At 64.1% G+C, this 21,215-nt stretch carries 21 protein-coding genes and 2 pseudogenes; 12 read left to right on the plus strand and 11 right to left on the minus strand.

Going from position 1 to position 21,215, the window contains the following annotated elements; genetic code table 11:
* Positions 1-26 precede the first annotated feature (26 nt).
* The 5 genes from AB0J47_RS16140 (at position 27) to AB0J47_RS16160 (ending at position 5,213) form a co-directional block, all read left to right on the plus strand.
* Positions 27-1,112, plus strand: coding sequence for an ABC transporter substrate-binding protein (locus tag AB0J47_RS16140; RefSeq protein WP_364345995.1), 1,086 nt, complete (start codon positions 27-29; stop codon positions 1,110-1,112).
* Entirely contained in the window at positions 1,109-1,948 is an 840-nt protein-coding gene (locus AB0J47_RS16145) for an ABC transporter ATP-binding protein (RefSeq protein ID WP_364345997.1), read from the plus strand. Before AB0J47_RS16140 ends, AB0J47_RS16145 begins: the two co-directional genes overlap by 4 nt.
* Positions 1,941-2,816 carry an ABC transporter permease gene (locus AB0J47_RS16150; protein ID WP_364345999.1) on the plus strand — a complete coding sequence of 292 codons (876 nt, stop codon included), beginning with the start codon at positions 1,941-1,943 and terminating at the stop codon, positions 2,814-2,816. The genes AB0J47_RS16145 and AB0J47_RS16150 overlap by 8 nt, the downstream gene beginning before the upstream one ends.
* An 8-nt stretch (positions 2,817-2,824) precedes the next feature.
* Positions 2,825-4,171: an LLM class flavin-dependent oxidoreductase gene (locus AB0J47_RS16155; protein WP_364346001.1), complete on the plus strand. Its 1,347-nt coding sequence runs from the start codon at positions 2,825-2,827 to the stop codon at positions 4,169-4,171.
* A 109-nt stretch (positions 4,172-4,280) separates the two neighbouring features.
* A complete protein-coding gene (locus AB0J47_RS16160) occupies positions 4,281-5,213 on the plus strand; it encodes a TauD/TfdA family dioxygenase (protein ID WP_364346003.1) in 933 nt (310 codons plus the stop codon).
* 46 nt (positions 5,214-5,259) lie between these two features.
* On the opposite strand, the pseudogene AB0J47_RS16165 reads toward AB0J47_RS16160, so the two are convergent.
* Positions 5,260-5,448, minus strand: a pseudogene (locus tag AB0J47_RS16165) (zinc-binding dehydrogenase); the annotation flags it as partial.
* Complete coding sequence (locus AB0J47_RS16170) at positions 5,411-5,674, minus strand: hypothetical protein (protein ID WP_364346005.1); 264 nt, start codon at positions 5,672-5,674, stop codon at positions 5,411-5,413. The pseudogene AB0J47_RS16165 and the gene AB0J47_RS16170, both read right to left, overlap by 38 nt.
* On the opposite strand from AB0J47_RS16170, the gene AB0J47_RS16175 reads away from it, so the two are divergent.
* The gene (locus tag AB0J47_RS16175; RefSeq protein ID WP_364346109.1) at positions 5,561-5,911 is read left to right on the plus strand and encodes a hypothetical protein; all 351 of its coding nucleotides are present in this window, start codon (positions 5,561-5,563) and stop codon (positions 5,909-5,911) included. The genes AB0J47_RS16170 and AB0J47_RS16175 overlap by 114 nt on opposite strands.
* A 10-nt stretch (positions 5,912-5,921) precedes the next feature.
* Here AB0J47_RS16175 and AB0J47_RS16180 read toward each other — a convergent pair whose 3' ends face one another.
* The 4 genes from AB0J47_RS16180 to AB0J47_RS16195 form a co-directional block, all read right to left on the minus strand.
* Entirely contained in the window at positions 5,922-6,482 is a 561-nt protein-coding gene (locus AB0J47_RS16180) for a hypothetical protein (protein WP_364346007.1), read from the minus strand.
* 660 nt (positions 6,483-7,142) lie between these two features.
* Positions 7,143-7,568: a DUF2871 domain-containing protein gene (locus tag AB0J47_RS16185; RefSeq protein ID WP_364346009.1), complete on the minus strand. Its 426-nt coding sequence runs from the start codon at positions 7,566-7,568 to the stop codon at positions 7,143-7,145.
* A 51-nt stretch (positions 7,569-7,619) separates the two neighbouring features.
* Positions 7,620-8,051, minus strand: a complete 432-nt coding sequence (locus AB0J47_RS16190) for a DUF4267 domain-containing protein (protein WP_364346011.1) — start codon at positions 8,049-8,051, stop codon at positions 7,620-7,622.
* A gap of 137 nt (positions 8,052-8,188) precedes the next feature.
* Positions 8,189-8,572 carry an antibiotic biosynthesis monooxygenase family protein gene (locus AB0J47_RS16195; RefSeq protein ID WP_364346013.1) on the minus strand — a complete coding sequence of 128 codons (384 nt, stop codon included), beginning with the start codon at positions 8,570-8,572 and terminating at the stop codon, positions 8,189-8,191.
* A 78-nt stretch (positions 8,573-8,650) separates the two neighbouring features.
* On the opposite strand from AB0J47_RS16195, the gene AB0J47_RS16200 reads away from it, so the two are divergent.
* Positions 8,651-9,139: a MarR family transcriptional regulator gene (locus AB0J47_RS16200; RefSeq protein ID WP_364346015.1), complete on the plus strand. Its 489-nt coding sequence runs from the start codon at positions 8,651-8,653 to the stop codon at positions 9,137-9,139.
* Between the two features lie 136 nt (positions 9,140-9,275).
* Here AB0J47_RS16200 and AB0J47_RS16205 read toward each other — a convergent pair.
* Positions 9,276-10,540: pseudogene (locus AB0J47_RS16205) on the minus strand (transposase); the annotation flags it as partial.
* Between the two features lie 122 nt (positions 10,541-10,662).
* On the opposite strand from AB0J47_RS16205, the gene AB0J47_RS16210 reads away from it, so the two are divergent.
* Positions 10,663-11,040: a TetR-like C-terminal domain-containing protein gene (locus AB0J47_RS16210; RefSeq protein WP_364346017.1), complete on the plus strand. Its 378-nt coding sequence runs from the start codon at positions 10,663-10,665 to the stop codon at positions 11,038-11,040.
* On the opposite strand, the gene AB0J47_RS16215 is transcribed toward AB0J47_RS16210, so the two are convergent.
* Entirely contained in the window at positions 11,024-12,286 is a 1,263-nt protein-coding gene (locus AB0J47_RS16215) for a family 1 glycosylhydrolase (protein WP_364346103.1), read from the minus strand. The two genes, AB0J47_RS16210 and AB0J47_RS16215, sit on opposite strands and share 17 nt — an antisense overlap.
* Positions 12,287-12,912: 626 nt before the next feature.
* On the opposite strand from AB0J47_RS16215, the gene AB0J47_RS16220 reads away from it, so the two are divergent.
* Entirely contained in the window at positions 12,913-13,623 is a 711-nt protein-coding gene (locus AB0J47_RS16220) for an SDR family NAD(P)-dependent oxidoreductase (RefSeq protein WP_364346019.1), read from the plus strand.
* On the opposite strand, the gene AB0J47_RS16225 is transcribed toward AB0J47_RS16220, so the two are convergent.
* From AB0J47_RS16225 to AB0J47_RS16235, 3 genes are all read right to left on the minus strand, one after another.
* The gene (locus AB0J47_RS16225; protein ID WP_364346021.1) at positions 13,590-14,414 is read right to left on the minus strand and encodes a class I SAM-dependent methyltransferase; all 825 of its coding nucleotides are present in this window, start codon (positions 14,412-14,414) and stop codon (positions 13,590-13,592) included. The genes AB0J47_RS16220 and AB0J47_RS16225 overlap by 34 nt on opposite strands.
* Before the next feature lie 129 nt (positions 14,415-14,543).
* The gene (locus tag AB0J47_RS16230) at positions 14,544-16,799 is read right to left on the minus strand and encodes an MMPL family transporter (protein ID WP_364346023.1); all 2,256 of its coding nucleotides are present in this window, start codon (positions 16,797-16,799) and stop codon (positions 14,544-14,546) included.
* Between the two features lie 239 nt (positions 16,800-17,038).
* Entirely contained in the window at positions 17,039-17,512 is a 474-nt protein-coding gene (locus AB0J47_RS16235; protein ID WP_364346025.1) for a MarR family winged helix-turn-helix transcriptional regulator, read from the minus strand.
* Between the two features lie 88 nt (positions 17,513-17,600).
* Between AB0J47_RS16235 and AB0J47_RS16240 the strand changes: the two genes are divergently transcribed.
* The 3 genes from AB0J47_RS16240 to AB0J47_RS16250 all read left to right on the plus strand — a co-directional run bounded on the left by AB0J47_RS16240 (position 17,601) and on the right by AB0J47_RS16250 (position 21,213).
* Positions 17,601-17,930 carry a rhodanese-like domain-containing protein gene (locus AB0J47_RS16240; RefSeq protein WP_364346027.1) on the plus strand — a complete coding sequence of 110 codons (330 nt, stop codon included), beginning with the start codon at positions 17,601-17,603 and terminating at the stop codon, positions 17,928-17,930.
* A 447-nt stretch (positions 17,931-18,377) separates the two neighbouring features.
* A complete protein-coding gene (locus tag AB0J47_RS16245) occupies positions 18,378-20,660 on the plus strand; it encodes a molybdopterin guanine dinucleotide-containing S/N-oxide reductase (RefSeq protein WP_364346029.1) in 2,283 nt (760 codons plus the stop codon).
* 76 nt (positions 20,661-20,736) lie between these two features.
* Positions 20,737-21,213 (plus strand): nitroreductase family deazaflavin-dependent oxidoreductase, encoded by a 477-nt coding sequence (locus AB0J47_RS16250; RefSeq protein ID WP_364346031.1) that lies wholly within the window; start codon positions 20,737-20,739, stop codon positions 21,211-21,213.
* Positions 21,214-21,215: the final 2 nt, after the last annotated feature.

A 21,215-nucleotide genomic window follows, 5' to 3' on the forward strand; every position in this document is an offset into this window, starting at 1 on the left:
AGTGCGCATTCCGTGAAAGAACTGCCATGACGCTGTCCCAGAAAACCAGACCACGGTTCGTCCGTGCAATCGCCGCCGTGCTCACCATTCCCACCGCGGTGGCGGTGCTCGCTGGTTGCGGAAAATCCGAGCCGGGCACCAATGCCGACGGCAAGGCCGTACTGCGCTACCAGGGATCGACCGGCCAGGTCTCGGCCTACGAACTGGCCGATGATCTCGGCTACTTCAGCAAGATCGCGCTGCACTGGGAGGGTGACACCACCAGCGGGCCGGCGAATATCCAGGCTGCCGCGACCCGTCAGATCGAGTTCGGCAGCGCCTTCAACGGCGCGGTCGTCAAATTGGCCGCGGGTGGCGCGCCCGTGACCTCGGTGCTCAGCTCGTACGGCGCGGACGAACAGTCGTTCACCGGTTACTTCGTCCGTGACGATTCGGGCATCAAATCGCCCCGGGATCTGATCGGCAAGAAGGTGGGCATCAATACCCTTGGCGCACACCATGAATTCATCACCCGCGAATGGCTGCACCAGCAGGGGCTGACCGACCAGGAGATCAAGCAGGTCGAACTGATCGTGGTGCCGCCGGCCAATACCGAGGACGCCCTGCGCAAGGGCCAGATCGATGTCGGCGCACTGGGCAGCGTCTTCCGGGAGAGCGCGGTCGGGCGCGGCGGTATCCACGCGCTTTACACCGATAAGGACCTGTTCGGTCAATTCGACTACGGCACTTATGTTTTCCGCAAGGACTACATCGCCCAGAACCCGGAGGCCGTCAAGGACTTCGTCCAGGGGACCGCACGGGCGACGCGCTGGCTGCAGGTGACCCCGCGTGACGAGGTGGTCGCGCGCTTCGCCTCGATCATCAACAAGCGTGGACGCAATGAGAACACCGATCTGCTGAAATTCTGGCGCAGCCCAGGCCTGCCGGTACCCGGTGCGGTGATCGCGGAGAAGGAACTGCAGATCTGGATCGATTGGCTGGTCCGCAACGGCGATGTGCCCGCCGGAAAGCTGACGGCGAAAGATCTCTACACCAACAAGGACAACCCGTACGCCAACGGAACCTACGGCGCGACCACCGGACCGACCGGAGAGGCGGTCGCGGCGAAATGAGCCAGGTGAAACTCGCGCTCACCGGAGTGCGCAAACAGTTCCCGGTCCGTGGATCGAACGAGGAGTTCACCGCGATCGAGGATATTTCGCTGGAACTGCGCGATGGCGAGTTCCTGGTGCTCGTGGGCCCGAGCGGTTCCGGAAAGTCGACGCTGCTGGATCTGCTCGGCGGACTCAGCAAGCCAAGTGCCGGGCGAATCCTGTTGGACGGCAAGCCGATCAGTGGGCCCGGGCTGGACCGTGGCATCGTCTTCCAGCAGTACGCGCTACTGCCGTGGCGTACTGCCCGGGCCAATATCGAATTCGGTTTAGAAGCGAAGGGGGTCCGGCGTCGGGCGCGCCGGAAGATCGCCGACGAGTACCTGGAACTGGTGGGTCTGGCCGGATTCGGCGACCGCTATCCGCATGAGCTGTCCGGCGGCATGAAACAGCGTGTCGCCATCGCCCGCAGCCTCGCCTTCGATCCGGAGGTGCTGCTGATGGACGAGCCGTTCGCCGCACTCGATGCCCAGACTCGGGAGTCGTTGCAGGACGAGCTGTTACGGATATGGCGGGCCACCGGCAAAACGATTCTGTTCATCACCCACGGCATCGACGAGGCCGTCTACCTCGGCCAGCGAGTCGCCGTGCTGACCTCGCGGCCGGGGCGGGTCAAGGCCGTAATCGATATCGATATCGACCGGGATTCCGGTGCCGATGTGCGCTCCAGCGAACCCTTCCGGGAGGCGCGCCACCAGATCTGGTCGCAGTTACAGAGTGAAGTCACCCGGGCGCAGGGACTCGAACGCGAGTCACTGTCGGCCACGAGCATCGAGAGGAAGCCGGTCAATGTCTAGCGCAGTGCAAGTCGTCGAGAAGTCACGGCCGGTTGTGGTCCGCCGCCGTGCCGAGGTCGCGCCGACGCGGAAAGTCGATGTATCGCGGGTATTGCGGGCGGTCGCGCTGCTGGCGTGGCGAATCTTCAAGCCCACCTTCGCCATCGGCCTGCTGGTCGCGATATGGGAGGCCGCGCCGCGGTTCGGTCTGGTGGACGAAGTCTTCCTGCCGCCGTTTTCGACCGTCGCGCAGGCCTTCGTGGATCTGGTCGAGACCGGTCAGATGTGGGAGCACGTCTCGACCAGCCTGACCCGGTCGGCGACCGGATTCTCGCTCGCGCTCGCGGTGGCCATTCCGGTCGGCGTCGCCATCGCCTGGTATAGGCCGGTGGCCGACTTCCTGAACCCGATCCTCGAACTGTTCCGCAACACCGCGGCCTTGGCTCTGTTGCCGGTGTTCATTCTCATTCTCGGCATCGGGGAGACATCCAAGATCGCGCTCGTGGTGTACGCCAGCTTCTTCCCGATCCTGTTGAACACCATCACCGGTGTCCGAACCGTGGACCCCTTGCTGATCAAATCCGCCGTCTCATTGGGCTTTTCACCGATTCGGCTGTTCCAGAAGGTGATCCTGCCCGCCGCGGTGCCATCGATCTTCACCGGTGTGCGAATGGCGGCGGCGTCATCGATCCTGGTGCTCATCGCCGCCGAAATGGTCGGCGCCCGTGCCGGACTCGGCTATCTGATCACCGCGGCCCAGCAGAACTTCCAGATCCCGAATATGTATGCGGGCATCATCGCCATCTCGCTGCTCGGGCTGAGTTTCAACGGCCTCCTCGTCGCCCTCGAACGCCGCCTGTCCCGGTGGCGCGCCGAGCCCTCTCGTTAAGGATTCCGATGTCGTTACCCCGCAAGCAATTCCATCTCAATGCTTTCCTGATGGGCGTCGGTCATCACGAGGCGGCCTGGCGCCATCCCCGGACCGAGGAGCGCCGAGTACTGGATGTGCGACATTTCCAGGAGCTCGGGCGTATCGCCGAGCGCGGCAAACTCGATTCGGTCTTCTTCGCCGACGGGTTGGCGGTCGGACCGCGGATCAAGCGCAATACCCTGGCCGTATTCGAGCCGGTCACCTTGCTTGCCGCGATCGCCACGGCGACCGAACGGGTCGGGCTCATCGCGACGGCTTCGACCACCTACAACGAACCGTTCAACTTGGCGCGCAAATTCGCCTCACTCGATCACATCAGCAGCGGTCGGGCAGGCTGGAATATCGTCACCTCGGGTAACGAGGACGAGGCCTTCAACTTCGGCTTCGACGCGATTCCAGAACACGCCAGGCGCTACGAACGGGCACAGGAGTTCGTAGATGTCACCGTGCGGCTCTGGGACAGCTGGGAGTCCTCCGCGATCGTGCTCGATCCGGAGGAAGGCATCTTCGCCGATCCGGACAAAGTGCACACCATCGACTACGCCAGTGATCGGTTCCGGGTACGTGGCCCGCTGAATTCGCCGCGCAGCCCACAGGGGCGTCCGCTGCTGGTGCAGGCGGGATCATCGGAGAGCGGTAAGGATTTCGCCGCGCGCTACGCCGAGGCAGTATTCACCGCACAGCGCTCGCTGGCGGAGGGGCAGGCGTTCTATCGGGATCTGAAGGCGCGGCTGCCGAAGTACGGTCGCTCCGCCGATGAGCTGAAGGTGCTGCCCGGTCTGGTGCCGTTCATCGCCGACACCCGCGAGGAAGCACTGGCCCTCGAGCAGGAATTCACCGACCTCATCTCCCCGGATTACGCACTGCGGCAACTGTCCGCGCTGCTCGGTGTCGATCTCACCGAACACGCACTCGACGCACCACTGCCGCCGCTACCCGCGGAGAGCGAAATCGAGGGCGGGAAGAGCAGATTCACGCTGGTCAAGGAGCTTGCGGAACGCGAGAACCTCACGGTGCGTCAGCTCATCGGCAAGTTGGGTGGCGGGCGCGGACACCGCACCTTCGCGGGCACACCCACCGATATCGCCGACGAACTGCAGTCCTGGTTCGAGAACGGCGCCGCCGACGGCTTCAACATCATGCCGCCGTACCTGCCGGGCGGTCTCGAGGACTTCGTGGATCGGGTGGTCCCTATCCTGCAGGAGCGCGGCCTGTTCCGCACCGACTACACCGCGACGACCCTGCGCGGACATTACGGGTTGGCGCCGGTGGACAGCCAATTCGCCCAGGTACGAACCGAACTCGGCGCATGAGTCCCCGGCTGACCAGGCGGCGCGCCGTCGACTTCATGCGAATGGGCAGCAGTGGTTGTCGCCCTTGCTCCGCCGACCAACCCCAACCATCGCCGAAGAAAGTACGACCATGACCACTGTCAGCGAGCCCACGACCACCACCCTCCGGATCACGCCGGTCGCCGGACATATCGGCGCCGAGGTCGCGGGCGTCGACCTGCGGGCCGAGCTTACCGATCAGGAGGTCGCCGACATCAGCGCGGCCCTCTACGAATACAAGGTGCTGTTCTTCCGCGACCAGCACATCGGCCACGCCGAACACATCTCCTTCTCTCGGCGGTTCGGCGCCGTCACGCCGTCGCACCCCTACGACGATGATGCGCCCACCGAATTCCCCGAAATCCTGGCGGTCGACAGCCGTCTCTACGAAAAGCGTTTCGGCGTCAAGAAATTCAGCTACACCAACCACTGGCACACCGATGTCTCCGCACTGATCAACCCGCCCGCCGCCTCACTACTGCGGGCCGAGATCGCACCGGAGCGGGGTGGGGACACCAGCTGGACCAATCTCGCCGCGGCCTACGCGAACCTGCCCGAGTCGCTGCGCAAGTTCGTCGAGGGCCTGCGGGCCGTGCACCGGTTCGGCGGCAGCCGTCCGGCTTGGAACGAGGAAAGCGACTACGCCAAGAAGGTCGCCGATGCGCCGCTGGTCACCGAGCATCCAGTCGTGCGCGTGCACCCGGTGACCGGCGAAAAGGTGCTCTTCGTCAATCCCGGCTTCACCACCCACATCATTGGTCTGAGCCCAGCCCAGAGCGATGCCGTACTCCAGTTGCTGTTCGACGAACTGTCGAACCCGGCCTACACCGTCCGATTCCGCTGGGAAAAGGGCAGCCTGGCATTCTGGGACAACCGCGCCACCGCCCACTTGGCCCCCGGCGACCTCAACCACCTCGATGTCACCCGCGTGCTGTACCGCACCACCCTCGAGGGCGACATCCCGGTCGGCGTCGACGGCGAGCACTCCCGCTCGATCTCCGGCGAACAGTTCACCGGCTCCTGAGCTAGGCGGGGTCGGCACCCGTGGGTGCCGACCCCGACGTCCAGTCCTATTCGGAATTGATGGTGAGGATCCGCTTTCCTCGGGCGTGGCCGGTTTCGACGATGCGGTGCACCTCAGCGATCTCGGATAGCGGATATCGGGCCTCGATGACCGGGTGGAGGGCGCCCGAGTCGACGTACTCGGCCAGCGCCGCAAGGTCATCGCGGCGGGACCGCGCCGACATCACAACGCACCCGCGGACCCGGTAGCGGGGCGCTGCGGAGGGCGTAGCGTATGCCCGCGGTCGCGATGCTCATGATTCTGTCGCCGCGCCGGACATGCCCGCGGTAGGTGGCGAGGGATCCGCCGTGGCAGTCGAGAATCGCGTCGAATTCGCCGGTGAGGGCCTCGGGATCGGTGTAGTCGAAGGTGTGCTCGGCTCCGAGGTTCCGGCAGAACGCGGCGTTCGCGGCGCTGGCCACCGCCGTCACATGTGTGCCCGTCGCGACACCCAATTGTATTGCGGCACTGCCAACTCCGCCGCTGGCGCCCACGATGAGGAGGTCGTGTCCGGGCGCGACGACGAGGACTTTGCGCAGCGCGGTGCCGCGGTACTGGGAAGTGCCGCGGCGGTCACCATATCCACCGTCGTGGGCGCCGCACCGATATGTCTCGCCCCGCCGAGAATGTCCGTGTCCGCCGGGGTTCCGGACTGGTGAGCTCGCCTATTCAACTATCGCGAGTTGTCGAAGGAGTCCAGCCGGTGGGTGACCGGAATCGGGGTGTGGTGACGTAGCGACTCCAGGTCGCCGCAGCCTCGGCGGCAAGTTTCGTGGTCGTGACGTAGTGATAGCCGAGCGCGTCGGCGACGACGGGAGCGGGCATCTGCTGGACGTGCTGCCGCATGGCCGATGTCCGGCCCGGAACGTTGAGGACGCCAAGTGCTTTCAGTAGGCCGCCCAGCGTCTCGGGATGCATCGGTTGCCCGGCCCGTCGACCTGGGAACAACCAGTGTGAATCGCGATTGGCGGCGGTATTCATGTTGGTGCGGCTTTCGATCCAACCGAGCAGGATGTCGGTGACGGGTTCCGGGACCGGAGACGGAGGGTCGCCGAGTCGCAGGAGCACTCGCTCGCAGTCGTTGATGACGTCGTCGATAGTGAGGCGGACGACGCGAGCCAGCGGCTGGGCGTAGAGCAGCACGATTATGGCCGCCGCGCGGGAACGCAGTGGCTGGTCGGCGGCAGTCAGGATGCGGCCGAGCAGTTCGATGCGCTCCTGAGGTGGCATCGGTGGTCTTCGATTCGACTCTGTGGTGGGCAGGCGGAAAACGCCGGGTCAGCTTGCTGTTCATGCACCACAACAGAAAAGTTCGAAGGCAACCACGCCGATGAGGGCCGTGCTCGGCGTGCCAGGAATCGATGCTGAATTGAGTTCATGTGGCGATGTGAGTCCTTGGCCTGCAAGCCATTCCAAGAACAGTGTTGCCTGTTTGACTTGGTCATGGGCATGGCGGCGGACGGGTGGATCGACAGGTTTCCGCTCGGCCTTGGCCCGCAGTTGGGGCAGCGGTGATGTTCTACCGCTGCGGCGGCCTGATCGGGCGTCAGCTCCATGGAGGAAGTCGCGCAGAACTGCCTTGCACAACAGGGAAGTTTCGAGAGGGGTTTTGCGAATGGTGGCCTGCGGTTTCGTGGTGACTTGAGGTGCTGTCGCAGTACTCTCGTATCTGATCATTTGCGAGAATGTTGTCGCCGCCCTCATGGCGCCCAGCCGGACCCGGTTGCTTTGCGCGGCAAGGAATCCGAGCGTGGTGTATGCCTCCAGCATCTCGACCCGTCCGGGGGCGCTGGACGGGTGGTGCATGTCGGCTAGTAGCCGGCGACCTCATCTGCAATGACGAACGACGCAGTGTGCGTGTGATATCGGGTGGACTTGCGATACCGGAGGTCAGGAGGGAACCAACTCCTCGCGGCGCGCGGTGATGGCCTGGTGCACGGCGAGGAAGAACAGCACGAATCCGATCGTCAGCAGGATGTGACCGCCGCCGGCCAGGTGCGACAGCGGCTTGTATTCGCCGTACCCGAGGACGGTCCGGCTGCCGATGATGGTCATACACGACACTACCCAGAGGACACCGGTGTTGTAGACGGCGAAGAACCAGCGGTAGGCGCGGGTGCTCGACAGGGTGAGTTGGTGTTCGAGCGCCACAACGATCAGGAAGAATAGTGTTCCCAACGCCAGCAGGTGAGTGTGGACCACGGCGAGTTCGGTCTTGCCGGTGAACTGGTGGGTCTTGGTGAGTTCGCGGTAGTACAGGCCGGACGGCAGTCCCAGTGCGGTATAGGCGACGGCTGCCCAGTAGAGCTGTTTCATCGATTCCTCGTTCGTGGAATATGGTGCGGTCGTTCGGGGGGCGTGCAGACGTCAGGCGGGCTGCGCCGCGGGCGCCGGGGCGGCGACCTGCTGGGCCTTGCGCGCCTTGCTGGTCTCGCGGAGGATCAGCAAGCCCGTGACCGCGATCAGCGCCGAGGTCAGACCATGGACGCCGAACGCGGTGGCCATGGAGCCGTGGTGGGCCAGGACGTTGACCATGTCGCCGAACGGGGCGACGGCCGTCATCAGCAGGATCCAGCCCAGAGCGCGGCGCTGGCCCGTCACCAGCAGGGCGCCCGTGCCCAGGCCCATCGCGAGTTCGCGGCTGCCTTTCACGATGAGGAAGCCGTCGCCGTCGGGCACGTTCGGCAGGCCGAAGCCCTGGGCGGCGGTCTCGGGGGTCAGGACGAACGAGATCGCGAGGTAGAAGGTGAACAGAACGACGGCGGTGGCCAGGACGGTGTTGAGGGTTTTGCGCGACATGGTTGTTCTCCTGTGACGTTCAGACGGTGAACTGTTGTCCGACAAGGCATCCGGCCCCGCCGAGGTATACGGGGCCGGCCGACTGCGGTCTCGTGCGAGTCGGCCGGGCCATGAAACTTCGCGTTACCGATGGGCGGTCACTGGGACAGCACGTCGCCGGGTGCTAATTCGAGGGTGAGGTGGTAGATCATCGGTCGCGCGGTGAGGTCGAGGCCGTCCTGGATCCGCAGAGTCAACTCACGCCATTCCGGAGTGCCGAGGGCGTTGCGCAGGGCGGTGCCGCTGTCCCAGTCCCCGACGTTGACGAACACCACCTCGGCCGCCTCACCGGCCAACTGGAACATCCGGGTTCGGCGAAAGCCGGACGCGGCCGCCATGTACTGGGCACTATCGCGCCAGCGCTGCAGGAACAGGTCCCGCTGCGCCGCGGGTACGGACATCGTGTTGATGACTGTGACCGGGGCGTCGGTGGCAGGAACGGCCGGGGTGGCAGGAACGGCCGGTTCGGTAGAAAACGTCATATTGTCACCGTAAGAGACAATATTGTTAAATGTCAATATAGTTAGATGGCAATAACGTTGAGTTGCTAGTGTGGGGTCATGGTGAACCGGCCGCTGGACTCGCGTGGGGTATTCCTGTTGTCGCAGATCGGTCATCACGTGGCGTCCCGGTTCACCGAGCAGCTGGCGCGATTGGATGTGGATCCGGCGCACTTCGCGGTCCTGGGCCACCTCGCAGCCGCGGATGGGCGCAGCCAGCAAGAACTCGCGGATCTGCTGCGTGTTCACCGCAACGCGATGGTCGGACTGGTCGACGAGCTACAGGAGCGCGCACTGGTGACCCGGCGCCCGCATCCGGACGACCGTCGCGCACACGCGGTCCACCTCACCGATCACGCGCGCGATGTGCTCGAGGCGGTCCAATCCGAGGCCGATGCACTGGAATCGGAAATCCTCGAACCACTCGACGCGACCGAGCGAACCCTGCTCCTCCCGCTCCTGCATCGCATCGCCGCACATGCGGAACTCCCCGCCGGAATACACCCCGGCCTGCAACGACGGCGCCGCGCCCGCAGAGGACCACGGTGAACTCACAACCCTTGAGAACCCCGCTCGACCAAACTCAGCGCTAGCCCCCAGGCATCGGACGGGGACACGCAATTGCCGCATAGCGCGGTTCGTAACGGCCACAGCTGGATGTCGAGCAGGACCGTGACGTCAGATATCAGAACAGTGTGTCGCGCATACGTAGGGGCCGATACCCCGTCGGGCCGAGTTGGGCGAGTTCGGCGTCGACCTCGATCGCACCGAAGAAATTGATGTTCTCCCTGTGGGCCGGGGACACGTGGGCCAGCACCTCGTCATCGACCCGGCGGCCCTCACGCCGCATCTGCTCGACCGTGAGACCGAAATACTCTGTGGTCCAGGCGATTACCGCATTCGTGGCAAGGGTCGGGCACCACATTTGTTCGGCCTGATCCTCCAGATGCCACGACCGGATCATGCCCTCATGGGCATAAAGCAGGCCGCGTTTGAGCGCGTGGACCGACTCGCCCCTGTTCGGCTGCCGGGCGATCTTGTGCCGATAGTCCGGATCCGACAAATATCGGGCAGCATAGATCGTACGGCGAAGCGCCCCATACTTTTTCAACGCCGCCGCCAGGGCGTTCTGCCGACTCGACGCCGACAGCTTCCCGACCAGCAGCGACGCGGTCGCGTGCCCGAACTTCAGCGACCCAGTCAGCCGAAGCAAATCGTCGTAGTGCTCACCGATCAGGTCCAAGTTCAGTTTGCGGGTCAGCAGCGGCCCGGCGCACGGGAACCGCGACTCGATCTCGGCCCGCGCCCCCTGCCGGTAGAGGGTGATCTTGCCCAGATCCCGGATACGGGGCGAGAGCTGCATACCGAGCAGGTCGAACAGCGCAAAGTTGACCAGGGTCACCCCGTGGGTGTCTGTCGCGTGCTCGGTGATCGGCAGATCGGTGGCGTTGCCCAGGATCTCGTCCAGCACATAATGGGCTTCGCGCCGGGTCGTGACGATCACCTTGGTGCCGTAGGTGGTGTGCTGATCGGTGACATGGGTATAGGTCGACAGGCCCTGCTCGGCGAAGAAGTGCGGAACCGTGCGGGCGGTGGTCGATTTGCCGCGGGTCGGGAACCGTTGCCCGTCACTGGAGGACAGCGCGCCGGCACCGAAAGTCGCGGTGAGCGGCAGGCTTTGGTGGTAGTCGATCATCGCCAAGTTCGCCGCATGCAGCGTCTCCTCCCGCACATACCATTCCTCGGTCCAGCGCAGAATGTCGTAGGAGATGCCGCACGCGTCGGCCATGCTGGCCAGCCCGAGGTTGGTCGCATTGGCCAGCAGGACCGCGATGAGGTTGAGTTTCAGCTCAGAGCTGCGGGTCTGCTTGCCGGTGGCGTGGGTGAAAAGTCCAGGAAGCCGGTGCGTTTGTCCAGCTCGATCAGCAGCGACACGATCGGCGCGAACGGCGGGTTACCGTCGGGCAGATCGCGGAACGCGCGATGGTCAGCCGCGCCGCCTTCTATCGCAACACAAGTACCACCTCGTCGAGCAGATCTTCGACGAGGCACGGGAGGCCTTGGGCGACGGAGTGGGTGACTCGGACGCGCAGCGGCTGGCGCGTATGGCACGGTTCTTCGAACACGTCGCGCAATACGATCGCCTGTACCGCGCCCTGCTCGGCAAGAAGGGCAGCCCATGGTTCGCCGCCCGAATCCAGGACTCGGTCACCATGATGACAGCGGCACACCTGCCCGCGGCCGACGATCTGGTCGCAACGATCCTCGGCGGCATGTTCCTGCAGACCGTCACTTGGTGGCTGGCCAACGACCGCCCGCTAACTTCGGATGAACTCGCCGTCCGATACGCCCGGCTGGCCTCGGCGATCATCCGAGATACCGATTCGGCGAGTTCAGCTTTCCAGCCGCCGAATCCGGTCGCCTGCACTCCGGCTAGTGAGGGACAGTGACCGGGTCGGCGCAGCTGGCGGCGGCATCGACGAAGGAGCAGGGTTTGGGTGCTCGGGTCGGGCGGTAGTCGGGGGTGACGCCGCCCTGGTGGGTGATGGCGGTGTAGGCGGGTACGGCGTCGGTGGGCTTGCGTGTCAGCGTGGGGTCGGTGCGGACGTCAACCGTGTAGAGGCCGAAACGTGGTGTGTAGGAACCCCATTCGTAGTTGTCGGTGAGGCTCCAGTAGTTGTAGCCGATGAGGTTCATGCCGTCGGACTTGGCGCGCTGCAGCCAGTAGACGGTATCGCGAAGGTCGTCGGCGCGGGTGTAGCCGTCGGCTCGAGGCATGTTGTTTTCGGTGGGCATGCCGTTCTCGACGATGTAGAGCGGGCGGCCCGGGAACTTGCGTGAATAGTGCTGCAGGGCATAATAAATGCCCTCTGGTTCCAAGGGATTGTTCCAGAGCTGGTTGAAGCTCAGCTTCGTAACACTGTCGGGGGAGGCCCCGTAGTAGTAATCGATGCCGATGAAGTCGAGTTTCGCGGCTATCGCATTGATGAACGAGCCGTTCACCGCATCCTCACCAGCCGGAATGTAGGCGACATTGCTTGTGACCATGGCGTCGGGCTGCACGGAGTGGATGTAATCGTAGATGGCGTTGTGTGCCTGGGTGATTCGGTCCTTCATCACCGGTATGGCGGCGGGGGACAGGCCGCCGTGCGAGGTCTCGTTCATGATGTAGGCGGTGGGCTCATTGAATGTGACCCACAGTGGGTCCGCCGCGGCATATCGATCGACGACGGAGCGCGCATTGGCGAGCCAGTCCTCGACGATATTCGAATTCGACCAGCCGCCGCGGTCGACCTCCCAGCCCGGATACACCCAGTGATCGATGGTGAGCATGGGGCGCATTCCGGCCGCCGTGATCGCGGCGATCACATTGTCGTAGAAGCGAAGTCCGGCCTCATCCCATTCGCCCGGTCGCGGCTGCACACGCGCCCACTCGATCCCGATCCGGTAGACCTTTACGCCCAACTGCGCGGCCAGATCGATATCCGACCGGTAGTGATGGTAGAAGTCCACGGACTCGAGATATGGGTCATCCGTCTTGCTCGCGGCCACGTACCGGGACCAATTGCTATCCGGCGCATAGCCTTCGGACTGATAACCCGATGCGGCCACACCCCAGAGAAAGTTCGAGCCGAGCGGCTGTACCTGTGCGGGCGGCGCGGGCTGTGCCATCGCCGGCGTCGGACCGCCTGCCATAACGGCGGTGCTGGCCGCCAGTGTGATGAAGATTCGGCGGCTGGTCAGGGATCGCATCGAACTCCTGCTTCCTGGAAGGTGACGGGCGCTCGTGGACCTCCGGCGCATGCGGGTCGGGCGGGACCACGCGACGAGAGTAACTGGTCGGTCGTCTTCTATCGGGGAGGATGCGGTTGTCGATTGGACCCGGTGGCATCCGGAGCGCGAGGTCTTGCGCCAGGGGAGTGGGGGTTGTGCGGTTGTGGTGTGCCGGGCAGGGGAGCGCGGAAACAAACTGGGGCACAGGGGGGTTCGCAGAGCTCATGTCGAGGTTCGAGGTGGTGATGACGGGCCGCTCCGAGGTGAAGGAGATCAGGCATCCATTAGAATTACATGTAGGTAGGTAGATATGCGTATCTATTTATGTAACCTTTCATCCCTCAAACCATGTACAACTCACCTACCAAAGAAAGCGCAACACCCAGCACACACGCCCCGCCTCGAAGGGAGGGTGGCGGGACTCATTGCGCTACAGGGACATCGAGCTCCTGGTTGATGAGTCGAGCGTGCTACTGGAACTCAGCGAGTTCCGGAAGGTCGGGTTGCCGCTTGACTTCGAGCGCGCTCTAAAACCTAGCGTGGGTCACATGGCAGCAATATTGATCACCGGAGCGAACAAAGGTCTCGGCTTCGAGACCGCCCGCCAACTCATTGCCGCGGGCCACACCGTCTACCTCGGCAGTCGGGACGCCGAACGCGGTCACCGCGCCGCCGCGGAGTTGGGCGGGCGGGCAGTCCAACTCGATATCACCGACGATGCTTCCGTCGCGGCCGCGGTGCAGACCATCGAGGCCCACGGCGGTCTGGATGTGCTGATCAATAATGCCGGTATCCAGGCGGAGATGACCGACCGCAGCGATGTCATCGGCGCTGCGGACCTCACGGCACACGTAATGCGAAAGACCTTCGACACGAACGTCTTCGGTACGGTGCGTGTCCTGCACGCCTTCCTCCCGCTGCTGCAGCGTTCCGCCGCGCCGGTCGTGGTCAATGTCAGCAGCGGTCTGGCTTCACTGACAAGGGTCTCGACCCCGGGCACTCCGGCATACGCCTATCCGGGCATCGCTTATCCGGCATCGAAGACCGTGGTCAACATGCTCACGGTGCAGTACGCGAAGGCGTTCCCGAATGTCCGGATCAATGCGGTCGAGCCCGGTTTCACCAAGACCGATCTCAACGGGAACACTGGTACTCAGACGGTCGAGGAGGGCGCGGAGATCATCGTGCGCATGGCGCAGATCGGTCTCGATGGACCCACCGGAAGTTACGTTGACGCCGAAGGCGCGCTGCCCTGGTGATCGACCACGGCCGTGGCGACGATGTACCCCTTGGGATCGCGCCATGTGCATCCCGGATGGTGGGTGAACCAATCCGCGATGTCCTCGCGCAGATCGTTCAGAATCGCTTGCCGCCGCGGATGATTCGGCGTGACGCCGTAGAATGTGAACAGCGCCTCGGCGAAGCGCACCAGCGGATCCGGGGTATCGAAGACGAGCGCATTATCCGATCGCTGGATCCGCACCTCGCCGAAAACTTCGGACATCAGCTCCGGCAAGGTATCGGAGTCGACGGTCACCGCATCGCCTACGCCGAGGCCGTAGGTCGCGGCATGCGCGGCCACGAGTTCGGTGGTGTATGGGTAGGTCCCGGGGTGATTGACGACCACGGCAACCGTCCCGCCGGGCTTGGTCGTGCGCCGGAATTCCCTGAGCGCGGCGACCGGATCGGCGAGGTGGTAAAGCATATGCCGCGCGGTGAGCGCATCGAAGCTGTTGTCGTCGAACGGGATCCGGTCCGCACTGCCGAATACGCCGCGCACCCCGGGTACAGCATTGGCGGCGGCGACCATCGCGGGGGAGGTGTCGATGCCGACCAGCGCACCCTGGTGACCATTGCCGGCGAGGTGGGCGAGGAATCGGGCGTCGCCGCAGCCGATATCGGCTAGATGTTCGGTGCCGGTGAGTTCCAGCGCGGTCAGCACATTGGCGGCGGGGTCGTCGGGACGCTCCGAATAGCGCTCGTGGGTGTCGATCCGCACCTTCAACGGTGTCGGATCGGCATATTCGGCATCGAGACGGTAGCTGCACATCGCGGTCGTCCTTCGGTCCAGTTGGCCGGTGGTTGACCAGGTCGCCGGTTCGGCGATCGGGTCCGCGGGCTTTCCGGCGGTGAGCGTACCTCCCGAGGCGGTGCGCGGCGTTCCCTTTGGTGGGGGCGACTACGAATCGTCCGACCGTCCAGTGGTAATGGTGGTGAGCCGCGGCGTGATCGGTGTGGTCTCGATCGGGTCGCGCATATCCTCGGTGCCCGGGCGTTCATCGTCCAGAATAGGTTCGCCGAGTCCGATTTTCTCCTGGACACGCTTCATCCATGCCGGTGCCCACCAGCAGTCGTCGCCGAGCAATTTCATGACCGCCGGTACCAGCAGCATGCGCAGCACAGTCGCGTCGATGAACAATGCGGCGATCATGCCGTAGGCGATGTATTGCATCATCACCAGATCGGAGAAGGCGAATGCGCCGGTCACGACCAGGAGGATCAGTGCGGCGGCGGTGATGATGCGGCCGGTGTGCGCGGTGCCGGTGCGCACCGCTTCGCTGGTGCTCGCGCCCTTGGCTCTGGCCTCGACCATGCGGGAGAGCAGGAAGACTTCGTAGTCGGTGGAGAGGCCGTAGATGATCGCGATGATCAGCACAAGCACATTCGACTGGATCGGCTGCGGGGTGAAGTTCAATAGTCCTGCGGCGCGGCCGTCGACGAAGATCCAGGTCAGGATGCCGAGGGTGGAGCCGAGGCCGAGCGCGCTCATCAGTGCGGCCTTGATCGGCAGCACCAGCGAGCCGAAGCTGAGGAACATCAGCAGCGTGGTTACGAACAGGACCAGGGCGATCATGACCGGGATGCGGTAGAGGAGTGCGTCGATGCTGTCCTTCTGCATGGCCGGAATGCCGCCGACGTACATGCTGACGCCGTCGGGAAGTTCCATCTTGCGCAGGTATTCGATGGTTTCCCCGCCTTCGTTGGGGTTCACCAGTGTTGCCTTGGAGCGGTAGATGTTGTCCTGGGTCAAGGATTTGGACGGCATCTCGAACTGACTGGCCAGCCCGGGTGCGTGTCCGGCTGCGCGCCATGCGGCGCCGACCGGCGCGCTGTTTTCGGCGACGAAGACCAGTTCGATGGGATCGGTTCGGCGTTGCGGGAAGAAGGTGTCGATCTGTTCTTGTGCGACGCGAGTCGGGTTGTCCGGTGGCAGATATCGCTCGCTGAAGCCGCCGAAGATGAGATTCTTGACCGGGAGGATCAGCAGGAAGAGCACGATGACCAGTGGGATCGCGACGGTGAGTGGTCGCTGCATCACCCAGCGGGTGGTCTTGCCCCAGAAACCGTCCTCGATTTCTTGGGCGGTCTTGCTTCTTCGGAACCGTTTGAACCCCAACATATCCACGCGTGGACCGAGGACGGCCAGGCTGGCGGGCAGGATGGTGATGGCGGTGAAGGCGGCCAGTAGTACGGTCGCGATGGCGCCGTAGGCCATGGATTTGAGGAAGCCCTGGGGGAACAGCAGCATGCTGCCGAGGCTCGCGATGATCATGGTCGCGGAGAACACGACGGTGCGTCCCGCGGTGACGACGGTTCGGCGTACCGCGGTGCGGGTGTCGTAGCCTGTGGCGAGTTCCTCGCGGAACCGGCTCACGATGAACAGGCCGTAGTCGATGGCCAGGCCCAGGCCGATCATCGATAGTACCGAGGAGACAAACGAATTCACCTCGGTGAAGCGGGTCAGGAACATGATGATGCCGGATGCGCCGATAACCGTGAGTCCGCCGACGAGCAGCGGCAGCGCTGCCGCGACGAGGCCGCCGAAGATGAAGAACAGCAGTACCGCGACGGCGGGGATGGCCAGGACTTCCATGCGGTGCACATCGTCGGCCATGGTGTCGTTGAGGGTGCCTGCCACTGCTTGCAGGCCGCTGACCTGTACATCGATGCCGGGTATCGCGAAGACGTTCTTGACTTTCCGGAAGTTGCGCACGGAGTCGGTGTCGTTATCGCCCGCGATGGCGATTGCTGCCACGGCGCGCTTCTTGTCCTCGGTGGCCGCCTTCGCGCCGCTGATCTTCGCGCCGTCGACGCGCCAGTAGGACGCGTTGATGCCGGTGATCTCGTCTGGGTAATTGTGCGGCAGGCTGTTGAGATTGTCGATGATCGGCTGGCTGAATTCCGGATCGTCGACGGTCTTTCCGTCGGGTGCGGTGTAGAGCACGACGACGTCGAAGTCGTGATTGCGTCCGAAGGCGGCGTCGGCGAGGCGTGCGGCCTGTGCGGATTCGGAAGTGGGATCGTCCATACCGCCGGAGCTGAGGTGGTCCTCGAGTCCGAAGCCGTATGCACCGAGTGCAAGGAGTGCGCCCACTAAGACCGCGAGTACGGCGAAGCGCAACCGATAGACGAAATTCCCCCAGCGCGTGAACATCAGCGAGCTCCTTGCCAGCGGGAAAATTGGTGTGCTGCTTGCTTTGCCGCGCTGATCGCCAAGGGGCTGCATCCTTTCCGGGGGTGCACGCTCGATGTGCCTGTAATCAAAGGTACAGACCGGTATGAAGTGTTAGTGTTTCAGAAATGATGCCGCGGCGTGCGCAGATGTGACGCGGATTGCATCGACTGCCGAAGTGTTCGAATCGTGCCGACTGGCAGCCGGTGCAGACTTGCGGGCTATGAACTCCGCTGGGGCGTGATCGTGAGGTCGGTCGGACCCAGGATCTTGTTGAGAGTCCTGGCGAGCGTGTGCAATTCGTCTGGGTCGAGCTTGTCGGCGAAGCATCGCTCGATGCCCGCGTGGTAGCCGGGCGCGGCCGCGTGCAGACGCTCGCGACCGGCATCGGTAATGGCGACGAATGCGGACCTGCCGTCGTCGGGATTGGATTCGCGCGCGACCAGACCCGCGGCTGCCATCTCGGTGACGAGCCTGCTGACTCGAGTGCGACTGAGCACGACACGTTCGCCCAGATCGGTCATGCGCAGCGGTTCGACGCCGTCGAGTTCGAGTAGTACGTCGTACCACGCGAGCGGGAGTCCGAAGTTGCGGCGCAGCTCGGCATCCAAATGCGGGACCAGCTGTGCGTGTACTCGCAGTAGTGCCGACCATGCGTTGCTGGCGGCATGTCGATGCTTCTCCGATTGCGTCACGGCCCGATTCTAACCACTTGCGTGCACCCGCACGCATATAATAGCGTGTGCACGCACATAAATTGTGCGTCGTCAGGAAGGAAATCTCATGAGCACAGTCATCGCCCGTGACGAGCTAGCCGCCGCGATCGAGGCAGGTACGGTGACGGTCTTGGATACCCTCGGTGCGGGCTACTACGAGAAGGCGCATCTGCCGGGCGCTCTCACCCTGGTCGAAGCTGATGTGGAATCCCGAGCCGCGCGGTTGCTTCCGGACCAGCACGCACCCATCGTGACCTACTGCTCCAACAGCGCCTGCCGCAACAGTGAGGTCGTCGCCGTCAAATTGCGCGCCCTCGGTTATACGAATGTCCGTGCCTACCGCGCGGGTATCCAGGACTGGACCGAAGCAGGCCTGCCGATCGAATCCGAATCCTGAGTCCGGTTGATGTGCGGTCGGCGTGCACCCCGACCGCACTTCGGATCGGGTGGCAGTCGGGACACCGCGCCGACGCATTCTCGACGAGTCGATGCGCGGTCTTGTGCCTGGTAGGGGATCAGCGGATGATCGGAGAAGTAACAATTTCTGGTCGGGGGCATCATCATCGTCGATCAGTCAGGAAACATTCTAATGACCACCAGAATTGCCACGGCGATCGCCGCGATCGCCATCACCGTATCTGTTGGCGCTCTCGCCGCCCCAGCGGCATCGGCGGAGCCGGTTACACCTGCGTTCGGTTCGGTCGCTTTCTGCTTGAACGTCCCGCTGGGTCCTTTCCTCAGCTTCAGCGTCTGTATCTGAGATCGCCGGGCGAGCATAAGCCGCGGACCAGCGCGGCGTTGCTGAACAAGTGAACCTGTCGGTGGGCCGGGCTACCGTGGGGTGATGGCCGCGCATCTGACGCACTGGGGAGTGTTCGAAGCCGAGAGTGATGGGCAGCGGTTGACCGCGGTGCGTCCGTGGCGCGGGGATCCGGAGCCGACGGCGCTGATCGAGAATGTGGCCTCGGCACAACATCATCCGACACGGATCGATCAGCCGTATGTGCGACAGGGATGGTTGGAGCGCGGGCCGGGTGCGCCGGGGCGCGGTGATGAGCCGTTTGTTCCGGTGTCGTGGGAAACCGCAGTGGAGTTGGTGTCTGGTGAACTGAATCGGGTGTACGGCGATTACGGCGCGGAGGCGGTGTACGGCGGGTCGTACGGATGGTCGAGTGCGGGGCGATTTCATCACGCGCAGAGTCAGGTGCATCGGTTTCTGAACTGTCTCGGCGGTTATGTCCGTAGTGTGCACAGCTACAGTCTGGGAACCTCGCAGGTGCTGTTGCCGCACGTGATCGGCTCGATGGGGTTGTTCGAGGGGCACGCGACCGCGAAGAGCGTGCTCGTCGAGCACACGCAGCTGGTGGTGGCCTTCGGTGGGCTGTCGCCGAAGAACTCCGCGGTGTCGCCCGGTGGTGTGTCGCGGCACAACACCAGGACCTGGATCGCGGCCGCCCGGGCACGCGGGTGCCGATTCGTATCGATCAGCCCACTGCGCGATGACATTCCAGTGGAGGCCGCGGCCGAGTGGATCGCCCCGCGCCCCGGTAGCGATACGGCGCTGATGCTGGCACTGGCACAGGTGTTGGATGCGGATGGGTTGGCGGACAAGGAGTTTCTGGATCGCTACACCGTCGGGTACGAGCGGTTCATCGGCTATGTGCGCGGCGAATCCGATGGCGTTGTCAAGGATCCCGCGTGGGCGGAAGCGATCACCGGGGTGTCGGCCGAGCGGATCCGGTCGCTGGCGCGCGAGATGGCCGGCGCGCGCACCATGCTCAATGTGAGCTGGTCGTTGCAGCGTGCCGAGCACGGTGCGCAACCGCTGTGGCTCGGGGTGGTGCTTGCGGCGATGCTGGGCCAGATCGGCCTGCCGGGTGGCGGATTCGGGCACAGTTACGGGTCGTGCGCTCATGTCGGTGATCCGGCGCGCGGGCAGTCGGTGCCGAGGTTTCCGCAGGGCGGCAATGATGTTTCGACGTTCATTCCGGTCGCCAGAATCGCCGATATGCTGCTGAATCCGGGGGAGCCGTTCGATTTCAACGGTATGCGGTTGGTGTATCCGGATATCAAGTTGGTGTACTGGTGCGGCGGGAATCCCTTTCACCACCACCAGGATCTGGCCCGGCTGCATACGGCGTTCACCCGGCCGCAGACGGTGGTCGTGCACGATGCGTTCTGGACCGCGACCGCGCGCCATGCCGATATCGTCCTCCCAGCGACCATGAGCATCGAACGCGACGACTTCGGCTCCGGGCAGAACGATCGCGAATTCTTCCCGATGAAGGCGCTCACCCGGCCGCACGGCGCATCCCGTGACGACTACGCGATCTTCGCGGAATTGGCCGAATACATCGGTGTGGGTAAGGAATTCACCGAGGGACGCACCGTCGAGGACTGGTTGCGGCACCTGTACGAGCAATGGCGTGCGGGGCTCGACGATCCGACGGTGCCGAAGTTCGAGCAGTTCTGGAACAGTGAGTCGTTCACGGTTGCGGTGCCCGACCCGGAGCAGGTGCTGTTCGCCGATTTTCGTGCGGATCCGGACGGTTGTCCGCTCACCACGCCCAGTGGCAAGATCGAGATCTTCTCCGCGACGATCGATGGGTTCGGATATGCCGATACCCCTGGTCACCCGGTGTGGTTGGAACCGGAGGAATGGCTGGGTGCCGCGACGCGGTTCCCGCTGCAGCTCGTCGCGAATCAGCCGCGCGCGAAACTGCACAGCCAGCTCGATGTCGGCGCACACAGTCGATCGGTGAAAATCGCTGGGCGGGAACCTGTGCGGTTGCATCCCGACGATGCTGCGGCGCGAGGTCTACGAGATGGCGATATCGTGCGGATATTCAATGATCGGGGCAGCTGTCTGGCCGGGCTGGTCGTCGACGACGCGGTCCGGCCGCAGGTCGCGCAGCTGTCCACGGGTGCCTGGTACGACCCGGATCCGGCCGATCCCAGCTTCTGTCGGCACGGCAACCCGAATGTGCTCACTGCGGATCGTCCGGCGTCGACGTTGAGTCAGAGCTGTGCGGGACAATTGGCGCTGGTCGAGATCGAGCGCTACACGGGTGCGCTACCGGATGTGGCCGTTGTTCGGCCGCCGGTCACGGTGGAGCGGGTTTCGTGATGACGCGGGTGAGGCTGGTCTCAACGTGTGGTCCCGGCTGTGGTCCGATGCGCGATTTCTGTCAGGATTTCGAATTATGGTGTCGAATCCGTTGCCCGCGCTAGCTCGCCGGATCGCGCAGAAGCGCTGGGTCATGCGCACGGCGCCGATAGTGGTGCGGCTGGAGCGGTTTGTGCGGCGGGTCAGTCGTGGCCGCCGCGGTGTGCTCGATCTGGCGGGTTTGCCGTCGATCGAGCTCACCGTCGCCGGTCGCAAAACTGGGATCCCGCGCACCACATCGCTGCTGTATGTGCCGCGCGGTGACGACTTGCTGCTCGTGGGCTCCAACTGGGGCAGCCCCAAGCACCCGGTGTGGTCGACAAATCTGCGGGCGGCCGATACCGCCATCGTCCGGCTCGAGGGTGAGCGGTTCGAGGTGACCGTCAACGAGGTCACCGGTACGGACCGCAAACGCGCCTGGGATCTGGCGGTCGAGTTCTGGCCGGGCTACGAAATGGAGTGCGAGCTGTCCGGCGGGCGGACCTTCCGTATTTTCGAGTTACGCCGCAACTGAAT

The sequence above is a fragment of the Nocardia sp. NPDC049737 genome, from assembly GCF_040674755.1.
In the GTDB taxonomy this organism is placed as follows: Bacteria; Actinomycetota; Actinomycetes; order Mycobacteriales; family Mycobacteriaceae; genus Nocardia.